Genomic DNA, 15,235 nt, shown 5'->3' on the forward strand with positions numbered 1-15,235 from the left:
AATATCATCAGGATTGAAGTCATTGTTAGTTTTTGCCGATCCTATCGTTATAGACCCCTCTATTTATTAGAAAGTGTTTGACCTACATCAACCCATTCATTCTCCACGGAAGGGGTATTTTTTTGTGCCGCTCCTGTTGTATTTCTGGGTTTAACAGATTTGATTGGATCTACATCAACCCATTCATGCTTCACAGAAGGGGTTTCTGTGCGTTTTAGGTGCGTGCTTACATTGCTACCAACGGAGGGAACGACGCTAATCGTGATTTCATTGTGTTTCGCAGGTTGACTTTCTTCAGGGTAAATAGTTTGCCTTCCTAACCGATGCAAAACACCTACAGAAGAGATGAGGGTCATTAATGAAAGCATCGCCCCTGATGCAGTGGGAAGGGAGACACTGATTAAAGAAAAAAGTTGAACAAAAGGATAAGCTAGATTACTCAATAGGGTAAGTGCTCCTGGCCCCATAGAGGGCATTAGTGCTGCCGAAATAGGTGGAGCAAAAAACGAGAGAGCAACTACCGCAGCACCGATAAAACATACCGAAGCTAATGCGCTGAGAAATCCTAAAACGGGATGGACTTTTTGAGCTTCCTTAAAACTCGTTATGGGCGAGGTTATGGTGCGCGTTAGATAATAAGCCCCTTTAAATAAACCTTCCAGCCCCATCGTAACAAGCAATAAAGCACTACGGATGCTCTGGGTGAACCAATTAGTAGGAGCCCAAGAAAGTGTTATGTTTTTTAAGAATGAAAATGTTTCACTCAGAAAATTAAGTGGGAACTCCGTAAAAAACGAGAGTAAATTGGTTAACGGAGCAGTAATGAATTTTAAGGTGATAAAATAAGCGAGTTTGGATCCTTTAGGATCAGATGGCCAGCCTAAAAAGTAGTGACCAAAATGATAATGATCCCTTACTTGTGTATCAATAAGAGGCAAGAAGGTATCTTGCCAGGCCTTTTTCCAAAAGGAAAAAATTGACATATCTAGAGTTTTGGGGGCGTTTTGAGTCTGGAGTTTTGCTGCTGCATCGGTTACTGGATTTTTTAGAGCGTCTAATAGGTTTTGGGGAGAAGGATCAAACTTGCTGTTTAACCTATCTGCTAAAATCTCGATGAGACTGCCTGTATGGTAACCGCAAGTAATCCCATCAAAAAAAGATTGGGTCCCCAAAGAGTAATAAGTTGCAGAAGGAATTCGTTTAGAACTTATATGGTTTAAATCGACATTAAGCTCTTTGCTTGCCCATGGGTTTAAAGAATGAAATGCAGCTCCCAGGATCCCGATGACAGTATTTTTTGAGCGATTACTCGCAAAAAAACGTTTAGGATTGCTGTACTTGGAATCATAGATTTTAGGTACTCCATTGGGTGGAAGATGCATGGTAACAATATGCTGTTCAGTGGCTCCCTGACCTTCAACTCCAAAGAGAACATGCTTATTGGTTAAATTGTTTTCTTCAAGATAATTCAAGAAAACGTTAAGTGATTCCACTGGTATCGAGTTATGCACAATAACCACGTTACCGCGCTCTTCAAGGCTGTATCCTAAGCGAGAGGGTTTATTAGTAAATAAATACGGATAGATCAAGTTACCAAGAGGGAAATAGCCTGTCATCAATATTCTTTGGGTTATTTCTGATTCATTTAAGTATACATTGATCAGCATTAAGGCATCCTTAAGTTAGGTTAATTCACTTGGAATGGATGCTTTATCCGAATACCCTCTTCGTTATTGGTTAAGCCACTTTTGTAAAGCGTTCACCGTTTCTTGGTGAACTTTAAGAAGTTGTTCGTAGAGTGTCGGAGGGTAGAGTTTCGGATTCTTTTGAAAGTGTTCTTCTAATATCTCACAGGTATGGCGCATGCGAAGGGTACCACAATAAAGTGCACTACTTTTCATTTTATGCGTTAACTTGTTGATTTCAACAAGATCTTGATTGTCCCAGGCTTGAGCAGTTTTAATTAAATCTTTGGTATTTTCTTCGATAAGAAGGTGCAGTATTTTTTTGAGTGCTTCTTCTGAACCTAGATTGTTAATACCCTCAGTACGATCAAATAAAGGATACTCATCAAATTGCAAACTAGATTCTGGCGGTGTGATCGGCCCATTAGTTGGTGAAAATTTGGAATTGCTATATCGAACTAATAGCTCCTGTAGCAAATGAGCGCGAAGTGGTTTCGTGATTACTTGGTTCATCCCAACATTTAGGCATTCACTTTCAATATCAGCTATTGCATGGGCCGTCAAACCAATGATGGGGGTGGGAGGATGGTTATGGCTTTGTTCATACTGACGCAGCTTTTTAGTTAATTCTATTCCGTTAGTGTCAGGTAAACCAATATCACTTAATACCCAATCAAAAGTATGAGATTGAAATAGCTCTAATGCTTGGGTACCTGTTGAGGCCGAGAAAAATCGGATGCCAGCTTGTTGTAAAAGATTTTCTATCAAAGTTAAAGCAATAGCATTATCTTCAATAATTAGCACTAGAGGAGAATGATTTATTTCTTTAGAAGCTGTCCGATTTGCAGAGGAGGTGAACGAAGTGGGCTCCTGAGCATCGACCGGTTTATTCGCGCTTTGAGCAGGAACCGTTAATGTGAAGGTGGTTCCAACGTGAAGCGTAGAGTCGACCCTTATCTTGCCTTTTAGAAGTTGGGTATAACGTTTCACGATATGTAAGCCTACTCCATGCCCTGAATAAATGCCCTGCGATGAAGGTGTTGCGCGATAAAAACGTTTGAAAATTTTGTCCTTATCTTTAGGTCTAATTCCCGGCCCCGTATCTTTGACAAAAAATTCAAGTAATGTTTTTCCATGATGTAATTTCGGCCTCACTCCAATTTCAATAAAACCCTTTTCCGTGAATTTAACCGCATTTCCTAAAAGATTTAATAAAATTCGATGCAGTTTTACCGTATCGGTAGTTATCCATTCGGGTGTATTGCAGTCGATACTAATTAATAAATCCAATTTTTTCAAAGCGATGGTTGGACGTTCAAGATCTGCAATACTGTGGATTAAATCCTGCACATTACAAACGGATTCGTTAATGATATTTTCTTGCTGGCTACCTGCAGCAATTATATCCAGTACCCCATTAAGTAACGCTAAGAGCTGTTCTCCACTGATGTTGATCATGCGCGCATGTTCTTTTCCGCGGGTATTTTGAGTTTCGTGTTCCAGAATGCTCGAGATCCCAATAATTCCACTTAAAGGTGTACGAATATCATGACTCATATTGCGAATGAATTCGTCTTTGGCATAATTCGCGGCTTCTGCTTTTTCTTTCGCTCTTTTGAGCTCTGATTCAATTTTTTTTAGGTGAGTTATGTCAATGGTATTGCCAAGAATGCCGATAATGTTCCCTGATTTATTCAACAACGGTCTTTTAGTCGAAAGTAAAATCACCTCTTCGCCTGATGGTAAAAGAGTTTTCTCTTCTCGTGACAACTCAACATTTTTTTCAATCACTTCCAGATCATTTGCTCGATAGATGTTGGCGGTTCGTTTACCAAAAATTTCATAATCGGTTTTGCCGAGAATTTCATTTTCATCGCATTTATGGATAAATTTCATATGATAAAGACTTTGGACACAGCGTTGATTCATACCCGACCAGACACCGTTTAAGTCTTTCCAGTAGACATCTCCAGGTACCGCATCAAGCAGATTTTTCAATTGGGCATATTGTACTTCCAGATGTTCAATTTTATTTTGTAAGGTATGAACTGTTTTTTTTAAATCAGCGATTAAGTGAGCAGTGTTGGAAGTTTCTTTTTTTGCCATTTTGTTCCGTGATAAATATAAATTTAATTCAGCGTAATTTTGAGTGCCCAAACCTAACAAACATGAATTATCCTGTATTTTAAGGCTTGGTCAATCGTCTCTATTGACACAAAAATTAAATAAGTGTCCACTTATTTTTAAGCATAGCATAGATAAAGATCTCTAACTTTTTATTAATATAGGTTTTTTATTGAATTGATTGTTCTTAAAATCGATATCATGTTTTATTTGCATTCTGTTATAATGTGCAAAACTGAATATCCGGTAATCTCATGCTCACTCCTGATGGACATTGTGCAAATAAGATTGAAAAAGTAATGCTGTTGGCATTGTGGGCTAATACTTTAAGAGACGAAATTCAGACACAAGGTTTATCCGAAACAAAAAAATTAATCTTTGCAGGTCTTGGAAAACCTACCTATCCTATTAATTCACATACGATTGCATCGTATCTTTCATATTGGCAAAAACTAGACCATTTAACCAATAAATGGAAAATAGACCCTCACCAGGTTGAAGAAGATATTGCTATCGATTATGGGGATCCTCGTGGTGATTATGGACCACGAGAATTAATGGCAGACATTATGTCCCGCTGGTATGAGACTGAAATTAAACCGCACAACGTATTATTTACTGTAGGAGGTATTGGTGCCTTACGAGTATTATTTGAAACCTTTAATACTCATTATGAAGACGTTCCGGGATATCGAATTATCACCCCTTTCCCTTATTACAGCGCCTATTCCAACAATCCATTGCATTGCTTGCATCCTATTCATGTAATGGATGCGCCGGGATATAAACTCACCGCACGCGCAACAGAAGAAAGCATTAAGGAAGCTTATTCCCTTGCTGAAATGGATCACGGCTGGCCCAAAGCCATCCTAATTTGTAATCCATCCAATCCTCTGGGAAACATTATTGATGCAATTGAGTTAAAAAAAATTGCGGAGGTTTTACGAAAGTATCCTGATTTGTACATCATTTTCGATGAAGCTTATACTGAAATGAGTTTTTCAGAGATGCCTTCCTTCTTAAAAATTGCCCCCGATCTAAAAGAACGAGTGATCATCTTACGTTCTGCAACAAAGGCCTTGTCTGCAGCTGGGGAACGCATGGCGGTTCTTTTAGTATTCGAATCCAGTTTGATGAATGAAATGCTCAATAAAAACATAAGCTACTTTATCCATGCGCCGCGTTCAGCCCAAGCAGCTTACGCACAAACTATGGCTAATTTTGGGGCTGAGGAAAAAAATAATATTGCTGCATTTTATAAAAAAAAGGTCGATTATGTGGTTGAACGGTTAAAAGCCATGGGAGCGGCAATGCCCGATCCTTTATATCAGATAGAAGCTACTTTTTATGTTCTTGCTGACTTTAGCGATATGTTCGGTCTGCCTTTGCCAAAAGATGTTGCTCGCGTTTTACAAAGATCGGGTGTAGTAAAGACGGATGAAGAGCTAGCCTATTATCTATTATTTGAAGACAATCTTATGATTACCCCTTTATCCTATTTTGGGTTGTCAAAACATGATGGCTTCATGCGCATTACATGTAGCGGTCGTGAAAATGAACTCCATGATTTGATGGATCGATTGGAGAACAGGTTATTTGGATCACGAAAAAATAAGAAGGATGTTCTATTAGAACGCATCAATCACATGCTTCCTGAATTAGAGAAAATGGATGCCCATATGTTTGACTTGATTTGTCAAAAACTGCAGGCAACGAATATGGAAGAAGATACGTGTTTGAATTTAAAATCAAAAAATCAAATTATAAGAAAAATTTATGATACGGTAGTTGATTTTTTTGAACTTATGAAACAAGAGGCCTAATCAATCTGGAATAACCCCGCCGGCATTGTTCTGCAATCCTATTACAAAATTAAACCGAAGCTTAGCCCGTATACCTGAAACAATCATTTCATAGGATACAGGCTAAACAAAAATGAAGAGTAGTTAATTCTGAATAAATTGTTTGATTGTTAGAGTTAATCGATTCACTAACTCATCTATCTCATCTTCATTAATGATCAGTGGGGGTAGAAGTCGTACTACAGTATCCGCAGTAATGTTAAAAAGTATGCCATTTTCTAGACCGAGTAAACGCATGTCAGCGGCCGGACGGTCCAGTTCAATTCCTATCATATATCCCTTACCACGAATTCCTTTAACGCCGGGATGTTCACCCAGATTTTTAATTAATTTTTCCATTAACAGCGGACTGTTTTTGGTAACTTTTTCACAAATTTTGTCACGTTCTATAACTTCTAACACCGTTAAAGCAGTAGCACATGCAAGAGGATTGCCTCCAAAAGTTGAGCCATGATTTCCTGGTTTAAATAGATCTTTTGCTTTTTTACTCATCAGACAAGCACTTATAGGAAGGCCATTACCTAAACCTTTTGCTGTAGTCAGAATATCAGGTTGAATGTCATAGTGCATGCAGGTAAAAAGTTTGCCGGTGCGACCATTCCCGGTTTGAATTTCATCCAATATAAGCATCCAATCATGTTGTTCGCAAAGTTTGGCCAAAGAGCGAAGATAACTTTCTTCTGCTGCATGAATCCCTCCTTCTCCCTGAATGGGTTCAAGCATAACCGCAACCACATCCTCTCTATTGGCTGCAATAGTATGGACGGCATCCAAATCATTAAAAGGAGCGCGAATGAAACCGGGGACCAAGGGTTCAAAACCTGCTTGTACTTTTCGGCTTCCTGATGCGGTTAAAGTTGCCATTGTACGGCCATGGAACGCGCGTTCCATCACAATTATGGAGGGTGTTTCTATTCCTTTTTTATGGCCAAAAAGACGGGTTAACTTAATGGCCGCCTCATTGGCTTCAGCACCGGAATTAGCAAAAAAAACCTGATCCATGCCTGCCATAGTTGTTAGTTTTTCGGCAAGTAATTCTTGTTGTTTGATGTGAAAGGTGTTCGATGTATGGAGTAGTTTAGCTGCTTGCTGCTGTATGGTTTTTGTGACATCAGGATGAGCATGGCCTAATCCACAAACCGCGATACCACTTAAAGCGTCAAGGTAGGCCTTGCCTTGCTCATCATACAACCAAATCCCTTCTCCATGGGTGAAAGTTATTGGCATAGGATTGTAACTCGTAATTAAAGCCATAATGTTTTCCTTAAAAACTGAAGGATCTCCACTCAAAAATTATCTCCCCCAGAAGGGAGAGATAGGTTGCGGTCACATTATAGACATAACTTTCTTCCCTATGCTACATGAGGGAAGGCATCCATGGTAAAAAGAATGATTTTTATTTAAAATTACTGGCTACAAAATCCCAATTAACTAAAGACCAGAATGCAGTGACATAGTCAGGGCGGGCATTACGGTAATCAATATAATAGGCGTGTTCCCATACATCACAGGTCAATAGAGCGGTTAAACCTTCAGTCATTGGGGTTCCTGCATTGCTTGTACTAATTATTTTTAAAGCACCGGCATTATCTTGAACAAGCCACGCCCAGCCTGAACCAAAAGTAGCTATGGCGGTTTTTGTAAATTCTTCTTTAAATGCGCTGAAGGAGCCAAAATGTTTGTTAATTGCTTCGGCTATTTTGCCTTTAGGCTCACCGCCACCATTAGGACTTAGGCAATGCCAGTAAAAGGTATGATTCCAAACTTGGGCAGCATTATTGAATACTCCCCCTTTTGCTTTTTTGATGATCTCTTCCAGATCCATGGATTCAAATTCGGTACCTGGGATTAATTTATTTAAATTGGTCACGTAGGCTTGGTGATGTTTGCCGTAATGATACTCTAAGGTTTCACTGGAAATGTGAGGTTCTAACGCATTCTTGGCGTATGGTAACTCAGGCAATGTAAATGTCATCCTAATCTCCTATTATTTTTATCAGTGCGAGTAAGTGTAGCAGGAAGGGTATGATATTCAATGAAGATTATCCACAATATATAAAAAAAGTAGTCCAGTTTTGAACAGTAGAAGTGCTTATAAGCAGAGTATACTGTGGGCTTGTTGCTTACTATTAGATCAAATGGAGCATTAGTTGGCATTTAAATTAAGATCTGTTAATCTATTAAGCTAAAAATTTATTGGTTGCGGGTTTTATAGGTTTTCGCGATAATGAGCAATAATTAACTTATTATAAGGTGTGTGCGTGGATACTTTAGAAAAAATTAAAAAGCAAATAGCGGAAAATGCCATTCTGCTTTATATGAAAGGCACGCCGAAGATGCCACAATGTGGATTTTCTGCTCGTGCAGTACAATGTATCGAATCTTGCGGTGTAGATTTTGCCTATGTAGATGTTCTTGCTAATCCTGATATTCGCCAAACATTGCCACAATATGCTGATTGGCCTACTTTTCCCCAACTTTATGTGAAGGGTGAGTTAATCGGTGGTTCTGATATCATTGCTGAATTATTTCAACAAGGTGAATTAGAGCCCATGCTGCGTGATGCAATTGCTGCATAATATAATTAGTTAATACCATAATAATAACGACAATGATGGAGATCATAGAATGAGTGTATTAGTGGGACGAAAAGCTCCTGATTTTACCGTAGCGGCTGTTATGCCTAACGGTGAGATTATGGATAAATTTAATTTGCACGAGCATTTAAAAGGTAAGTATGGACTCGTGTTTTTTTATCCTCTGGATTTTACTTTCGTATGTCCTTCTGAGTTGATTGCTTTAGACCATCGTATTGATGAGTTCAAAAGCCGTAATGTTGAAGTGGTTAGCGTTTCAATTGATTCACACTTCACTCACAATGCATACAGAAATACACCAATTAACAAGGGTGGTATTGGCCCAGTGCGCTATGTTATGGCTGCTGACATGACTCATAGCATTTGCCAATCCTATGGAGTTGAACATCCGGCAGCAGGCGTTGCATTCCGTGGTGCATTTATTATTGATACCAATGGCGTAGTTCGTTCACAAATCGTAAATGATTTGCCTATTGGTCGTAATATGGATGAAATTTTAAGAATCATAGATGCAGTACAGCACTTTGAAGAAAATGGTGAAGTATGTCCTGCAGGTTGGGAAAAAGGTAAAGCAGGTATGAAGGCATCAACAGAAGGTGTTGCTGCTTATTTATCAGAGCATTCCGACTCCTTGTAAAAAAGATCCCGGGAGACACCAAGAGTCGTCCCGGGAAATGAAATGACCCGCTCTAGTATCGTGAAACAAATTATTGTTCACCTATCCTAACTAAATATTTTGCTGTGCGGTTTTCCAGATGTTGACCATACGGCAAAATAAATCGGCGGTTTTTTCTGCATCATAAATAGCTGAATGTGCTTCTTGAGCATCAAAAGGAATTCCTGCTGCTTGAGCTGCTTTGGCTAAGACGGTTTGTCCATACATAAATCCACCTAATGTGGCCGTATCGAAACAAGTAAACGCATGAAAGGGGGATTTAACTCCCGTTCTTTTGATGGCTTCCTTTATAAATAACAAATCAAACCACGCATTATGCCCCACCAAGACAGCACGTTGGCATTGAGTTTTTTTTAGTGCAGCAAAAATAGGTTTAAATAGATTTTCTAAAGCAGTTTTCTCATCTAACGCAAAACGTAGAGGTTGGTATGGATCTATTTGATTGAATTCTAAGGATTTTTGATCCAATTCAGCGCCTGGGAAAGGCAAAATATGTTCAAAATGACTTGCCCCACGATGAAAATTTCCGTGTTCATCCATAGAAACTAATACGATACACATTTCTAACAATGCATTCTTGCATGGATCTACTCCGGCTGTTTCTACATCAACCACTATAGGCAAAAAACCACGAAATCGTTCTTTTATATTCATATTAAATACACTATCGCTTGGGCGCATGAATACTCCATGGAATGGTTTCACCTGCAGCGATGGGAACAACTTGGCTGGAGCCTAAAGGCAGATAAGCGGGTATGGTTTGAGGAGATTTAATTAATTCAATGTGTTGTTGATTGATCGGTAGTTGATAGAACTCGGCACCAAAGCGACTGAGAAAATGATTGAGTTGTTTTAACTGGTTCATTTCATCAAATACCTGCGTGTAAAGAGCGAGAGCAAATGGTGCAGAATAAATTCCTGCACATCCACAAGCACTTTCTTTGGTACTGACGATATGAGGAGCACTATCCGTTCCCGCAAAAAACTTAGAATTACCGCTACACGCGGCCCCTAGTAACGCTTTTTGATCGTGTTCATGCTTTAAAATAGGTAAACAATAATAATGGGGTCTCAGCCCCCCAGCCAGCAACTTATTACGGTTATATAATAAATGATGTGGAGTAATCGTTGCTGCAACTGTTGCTGGGGCATCGGTGACATATTCGACCGCAGCCCGCGTTGATATGTGTTCAAGCACTATTCTTAGTTTGGGAAAATTTCGTACGATCGGCTTTAGATATTCCTCTATAAATAAGGACTCACGTTCAAAAATGTCACTATGGGTTACTTCTCCATGAATTTGCAATACCAGGTTGCTACTTTGTAACACTTCAAAAAGGGGATAAAGATCAGTTAACGACTTTGCACCTGCCTCTGAATTGGTCGTTGCCCCTGCTGGGTACAGTTTGGCACCAAGAATATAAGAAGTTTTCGCTGCTTCTTTTAATTCTTCAGGACGTACGAAATCATTCAGGTAAAAGGTCATATAGGGTTCAAAGGTAGCCCCTTGAGGGAGTGCTTTTAGAATTCTAGTTCTGTATTCACTAAGGGAGGACAATGAGGTTAGAGCTGGCTTAAGATTTGGCATTACTAATGCGCGAGCAAAATGCTGGGCCGTATCAGCCACGGTGTGTTCTAGCATCTCATTATCTCTAAGATGGACATGCCAATCATCCGGACGATTAATTATTAGCGTTTGCATAGTAAAGATTCCTGCGTTTTTGCCGATAATTAAGGATAACATGAAACAAGTCACGAGAATGAGTAAAAGATGGCATTTGTGGATCAAAAAGGACAATTTCTAGCATGTATTGCATTGAGCACAGTGCTTATAATAGATACAGGACATGCAATGACGCAGATTCAGTTTGCAAATCCTTTAGGGGCAAAGGGATGGCGGGTCAGCCGTAACCCGATACGTTGTGGGTTATCCCTTACTATCCCTAATTTTGGTATTGCCTATTTTGAACAGTATGCAGCCCAACCACCCCATTTTATTATACGAACATGGAATGAAGTACAGCAGTATTTACCTGCTAAAATCATCATAAAATCGCCCAATTGGAAACCAGATCGACCTGCGGTTCTAGCAGGGGAATTAATGGTTAAACCGGGGGAATTTGGCATCTATCTAAAACGGGATGCAAGTTTAAAGCTGCTTACGTTTCTTTCACAAGGTTATGAGCCTAACTTCAGTTATCGAGCCGAGACAGGATTTAATACCCTTGTTGCTTTATCACCTGTGGGTTTTCAAAAACCCTATTCTCGCTATCAAGAATGTATTGGAAGCTTGTTACCTTTTGATTATGAACAAGTACGAGAGAGTGTGTTCCATTATAAAGAAGATGGAAGCGAATTAAGTGATAAGGATAAGGATCAATTGCGGCGTATTGCACGCTATGCAGAGGCCGATGCTCAAATAAATGAACTAAGAATTATTGGTTATGCAGATGCTAATGGGCGCAAAGGGTATAATAACGCAGTATCTGAAAATAGAGCACGAATTGTGGAAAAATATCTGTTACACCTGGGTGTACCTAAAAAAATATTACATGTGACTTGGGTTGGAGAACTGTATCCAGTAGCAAGAAATGATACTGATGTCGGTCGGGCAGCAAATCGACGAGTAGTGATTACGCTCATAAAGAAATAAAATAAGTTGGCTTATAGTGCCAAAAAAATTAATTAATTGCACTGTCTTTGACTTTAGAAAAAGGTTGCAAGTTGCAATAGATGCACTATATTAGTGATCCTGAATATGCTATTTTTACTTTTTTTAAAAGCCAGTGCACAGGTTTCATTTTTTTATAAACAAAACCAAAGAATCGCCATGGTGACCAAAAAAAATATCCAGTGCATAAAAAAAGCATATCCAATTGAAAAATATTAATTTTTTTTTGTAAATCTTCTTGACTTATTCTTTTCCACTGCTAATACTCACACTGTTGCATGCATCGACCTGAAGCGACGAAGGCATGCTAATGACAACTCCTAGTAGAGAGTTATCAATGAAATCGGAAACAATAATAATTTATGCGGAGACATAAGCATGTTAAGTTTAAAGAAAACAACTTTAGCAATTTTAGCTTTAGGAAGCAGTACACTATTTGCAGGTACCATGGGTCCAGTATGTACCCCCGGTAACGTTACTGTTCCTTGCCCAAGTACTGGATGGAACGTTGGCGGCCAAGCATTAGTATTGCAAACAATGACTGATAATGACGTTTCTCTGGACCTCGACATTACTCCATCAGGCGTTTCTTTGAATACAGAATTAGACGCTCAATGGAACTGGGGCTTCCAAATTGAAGGTTCTTACCATTTCAATACTGGAAACGACATTACCTTAACTTGGTACCACTTGGATTCTGGTTGGAACAACCATGAATTTACTCCTGATTTTGCTCCAGATGTATTAATTGGTTTTGGTCATAAGAACCGATGGGATGCTGTGAACGGTGAATTCGGTCAATTCGTTGATTTCAGTGCCAACAAGAAAATCCGTTTCCATGGCGGTTTCCAATTTGCGAGTATCAAGAGAAGCATGCATGCGTTTGGAACAGACTTTGATGCTGGTGTTCCAGACTATACTCTAACATTTGAAGGAGACACTCAGTTCAACGGATTCGGACCACGTACTGGTATCGACATGAACTATGTATTCGGTAATGGTTTTGGTATTTATGCTAAAGCAGCTGCTGCAGTTTTAGTGGGTTCACAAAAACACAGCTACGATGTTGATTTTATTGACCCAGATGGTTCTAATCCTGTTCTTCCTAGTGTGTTCACCGTTGACATTAGCGGATCTAGAACAGCGGTTGTTCCAGAATTAGAAGTTAAGTTAGGTGCTAGCTATGACTATGCAATGGCACAAGGTGATTTGGTTCTGGATGCAGGTTACATGTGGTTCGACTACATTCATGCGTTGAACGGCACTGTATTACCCGTTACAGCAACTGATTTCGCTGCTGCCGGTCCTTACTTTGGCTTGAAATATATAGGAAACATTTAATTCGCTATCATTTTAATAAATTTAATCGATACTGTTGACTTTAAGAAGGTCCGGTTAGATAATTGAGCAAGGTACGCTCTCGGTATAGAGCGAATATGCGTACCGTTGCTAACAATTTAAATTGGTAACGAACGGAAATAATAATAAAAAGTGGAGATAAGCATGTTAAATTTGAAAAAAACAGCGTTAGCTGTTCTTGCTTTAGGTAGCAGTGCAGTATTCGCTGGTACCATGGGCCCAGTTTGTACCCCAGGTAACGTTACTGTTCCTTGCCCAAGTACTGGATGGAACGTTGGCGGCCAAGCATTAGTATTGCAAACAATGACTGATAATGACGTTTCTCTGAACCTGGACATTACTCCATCAGGCGTTTCTTTGAATACAGAACTAGACGCTCAATGGAACTGGGGCTTCCAAATTGAAGGTTCTTACCATTTCAATACTGGAAACGACATTACCTTAACTTGGTACCATTTGGATTCTGGTTGGAACAACCATGAATTTACTCCTGATTTTGCTCCAGATGTATTAATTGGTTTTGGTCATAAGAACCGATGGGATGCTGTGAACGGTGAATTCGGTCAATATGTTGATTTCAGTGCCAACAAGAAAATCCGTTTCCATGGCGGTTTCCAATTTGCGAGTATCAAGAGAAGCATGCATGCGTTTGCTACAGACTTTGATGCTGGCGTTCCAGACTTTACTGTTGGATTTGAAGGTAACACTCAATACAACGGATTTGGTCCACGTACTGGTATCGACATGAACTACGTATTCGGCAACGGTTTTGGTATTTATGCTAAAGCAGCTGCTGCAGTATTAGTTGGTTCACAAAAACACAGCTACGATGTTGACTTCGTTGATGCAGATGGTTCTGTTCCTGGTCTTCCAACTGTGTTCACTGTTGATGTTAGCGGTTCTAGAACAGCAATCGTTCCAGAATTAGAAGCTAAGTTAGGTGCTAGCTATACTTATGCAATGGCACAAGGTGATTTAACTCTGGATGCTGGTTACATGTGGTTCGACTACATTCATGCGTTAAACACAACTGTATTACCAGTTACAGCAACTGACTTCAGCGCTGCTGGTCCTTACTTCGGTCTGAAGTATGTTGGAAATATTTAATTTCTTAATTGATTAAGATCTTATAAAAGCCCGTCAAATGATGGGCTTTTTTTTTCTAATGGAGTATTCATGTTTAAGAAAACAACTATAGCTGTATTGGGATTGGCAGCAAGTGTAGCTACTGCCGGCGGTATGGGTCCTGTTTGTACCCCAGGTAATGTTACAGTTCCATGTGTAACAAAACTCTGGGATTTTAGCGCTCAAGCGCTCTACCTAAGATCAATCTATGGTAGTGAAAAATCGATACAATTCGGTACATTACCAGTAAATAAAGAAATAAAGAATGATTGGAATTGGGGCTATTTTTTAGAAGGGTCTTACCATTTTAATACCGGAAGTGATATTACTGTCAATTGGATGCATTTCAGTACTTCTACCGGACCAACAGAGTTTTTCGGAGTTTTGAATATCCCGGTTACGGGTTTACCACCTATTCCAGCTCCATTTGATTTTATTAGTCGCAATAGAATTGACCAAGTTAATGTCGTGATGGGACAACATACTGATATTAGCATGCGTAAGAAAATGCGCTTCTATGCGGGTATGCAGTACGCGAATATCCAATCCACAGCTACAAATTATTATATAACCGAATTTATTCCTGCTCTTGTGACAAATCCTTTTAGCAAATTTGACAATACTGACTATAAAGGTTTTGGACCGGTAGTTGGAATTGACTATGCTTACAATTTGACAGACTCGCTAAGCGTGACTGCAAATGGAGGCGGCTCAGTGCTCTATGGTACGAATCGCTACCACGCAGGTTTTGTTGTATCACCTCAGCAGGCAATTGTTGAGCAGGTATTCTTTCGTAAGAGAGGTATTGTTCCAAGCTTAGAAGCTAAACTTGGTATCAATTATGCGCGTCCTACACCAATAGGTCTTGCCAATATCCAAGCGGGTTACCAAGTAGTGAATTATTTCCACGTTTTAGAAGAGCAACCATTCCCCAATTTATTTGGTCCAATACGTCCAGTAGATTATGGTCTTTTTGGTCCCTATTTTGGTCTGAAGTTAATTGGTAATGCATAATCCAAACTAGATATCCACTTTCCGTTAATGCTCATTAAAACCCATAGATCGACTATGGGTTTTTTTTTTGCGGATTGGAATAAGTAACAAATTTTAAGCAAATTTGTGAAAAAGATGCTAGC

The 15,235-nt window shown here is 39.4% G+C and carries 13 protein-coding genes; 7 read left to right on the forward strand and 6 right to left on the reverse strand.

Annotated features, from left to right (window positions below; all coding sequences use genetic code 11):
• Positions 1-59: 59 nt before the first annotated feature.
• Both HBNCFIEN_RS00165 and HBNCFIEN_RS00170 read right to left on the reverse strand, forming a co-directional pair.
• Positions 60-1,667, reverse strand: coding sequence for a hypothetical protein (locus HBNCFIEN_RS00165; protein WP_182392155.1), 1,608 nt, complete (start codon positions 1,665-1,667; stop codon positions 60-62).
• Between the two features lie 63 nt (positions 1,668-1,730).
• Positions 1,731-3,791: an ATP-binding protein gene (locus HBNCFIEN_RS00170; RefSeq protein ID WP_182392156.1), complete on the reverse strand. Its 2,061-nt coding sequence runs from the start codon at positions 3,789-3,791 to the stop codon at positions 1,731-1,733.
• A gap of 272 nt (positions 3,792-4,063) precedes the next feature.
• Between HBNCFIEN_RS00170 and HBNCFIEN_RS00175 the strand changes: the two genes are divergently transcribed.
• Positions 4,064-5,632 carry a pyridoxal phosphate-dependent aminotransferase gene (locus HBNCFIEN_RS00175; RefSeq protein WP_182392157.1) on the forward strand — a complete coding sequence of 523 codons (1,569 nt, stop codon included), beginning with the start codon at positions 4,064-4,066 and terminating at the stop codon, positions 5,630-5,632.
• Positions 5,633-5,755: 123 nt separating this feature from the next.
• On the opposite strand, the gene HBNCFIEN_RS00180 is transcribed toward HBNCFIEN_RS00175, so the two are convergent.
• Both HBNCFIEN_RS00180 and sodB read right to left on the reverse strand, forming a co-directional pair.
• Positions 5,756-6,925, reverse strand: a complete 1,170-nt coding sequence (locus tag HBNCFIEN_RS00180) for an aspartate aminotransferase family protein (RefSeq protein WP_182392158.1) — start codon at positions 6,923-6,925, stop codon at positions 5,756-5,758.
• A 142-nt stretch (positions 6,926-7,067) separates the two neighbouring features.
• A complete protein-coding gene (gene sodB, locus HBNCFIEN_RS00185; protein WP_182392159.1) occupies positions 7,068-7,646 on the reverse strand; it encodes a superoxide dismutase [Fe] in 579 nt (192 codons plus the stop codon).
• A gap of 286 nt (positions 7,647-7,932) precedes the next feature.
• On the opposite strand from sodB, the gene grxD reads away from it, so the two are divergent.
• Positions 7,933-8,250 (forward strand): Grx4 family monothiol glutaredoxin, encoded by a 318-nt coding sequence (grxD, locus tag HBNCFIEN_RS00190; RefSeq protein WP_182392160.1) that lies wholly within the window; start codon positions 7,933-7,935, stop codon positions 8,248-8,250.
• Positions 8,251-8,299: 49 nt separating this feature from the next.
• A complete protein-coding gene (locus tag HBNCFIEN_RS00195; protein ID WP_182392161.1) occupies positions 8,300-8,905 on the forward strand; it encodes a peroxiredoxin in 606 nt (201 codons plus the stop codon).
• 90 nt (positions 8,906-8,995) lie between these two features.
• Here HBNCFIEN_RS00195 and rnt read toward each other — a convergent pair whose 3' ends face one another.
• Both rnt and pyrC read right to left on the reverse strand, forming a co-directional pair.
• Positions 8,996-9,625 (reverse strand): ribonuclease T, encoded by a 630-nt coding sequence (gene rnt, locus HBNCFIEN_RS00200; RefSeq protein ID WP_182392162.1) that lies wholly within the window; start codon positions 9,623-9,625, stop codon positions 8,996-8,998.
• Positions 9,609-10,646, reverse strand: coding sequence for a dihydroorotase (gene pyrC / locus HBNCFIEN_RS00205; protein WP_182392163.1), 1,038 nt, complete (start codon positions 10,644-10,646; stop codon positions 9,609-9,611). Before pyrC ends, rnt begins: the two co-directional genes overlap by 17 nt.
• A gap of 69 nt (positions 10,647-10,715) precedes the next feature.
• Between pyrC and HBNCFIEN_RS00210 the strand changes: the two genes are divergently transcribed.
• The 4 genes from HBNCFIEN_RS00210 to HBNCFIEN_RS00225 all read left to right on the forward strand — a co-directional run bounded on the left by HBNCFIEN_RS00210 (position 10,716) and on the right by HBNCFIEN_RS00225 (position 15,113).
• Positions 10,716-11,597, forward strand: coding sequence for an OmpA family protein (locus tag HBNCFIEN_RS00210; RefSeq protein WP_182392164.1), 882 nt, complete (start codon positions 10,716-10,718; stop codon positions 11,595-11,597).
• Between the two features lie 396 nt (positions 11,598-11,993).
• On the forward strand, positions 11,994-12,956 hold the full coding sequence (locus tag HBNCFIEN_RS00215) for an Lpg1974 family pore-forming outer membrane protein (RefSeq protein WP_182392165.1): 963 nt from the start codon (positions 11,994-11,996) through the stop codon (positions 12,954-12,956).
• A 162-nt stretch (positions 12,957-13,118) separates the two neighbouring features.
• Positions 13,119-14,081 (forward strand): Lpg1974 family pore-forming outer membrane protein, encoded by a 963-nt coding sequence (locus tag HBNCFIEN_RS00220; RefSeq protein ID WP_182392166.1) that lies wholly within the window; start codon positions 13,119-13,121, stop codon positions 14,079-14,081.
• 69 nt (positions 14,082-14,150) lie between these two features.
• On the forward strand, positions 14,151-15,113 hold the full coding sequence (locus HBNCFIEN_RS00225) for an Lpg1974 family pore-forming outer membrane protein (RefSeq protein ID WP_182392167.1): 963 nt from the start codon (positions 14,151-14,153) through the stop codon (positions 15,111-15,113).
• The last annotated feature ends 122 nt before the right edge of the window (positions 15,114-15,235 follow it).

This window comes from Legionella sp. PC997, from assembly GCF_014109825.1.
Taxonomy (GTDB): domain Bacteria; phylum Pseudomonadota; class Gammaproteobacteria; order Legionellales; family Legionellaceae; genus Legionella.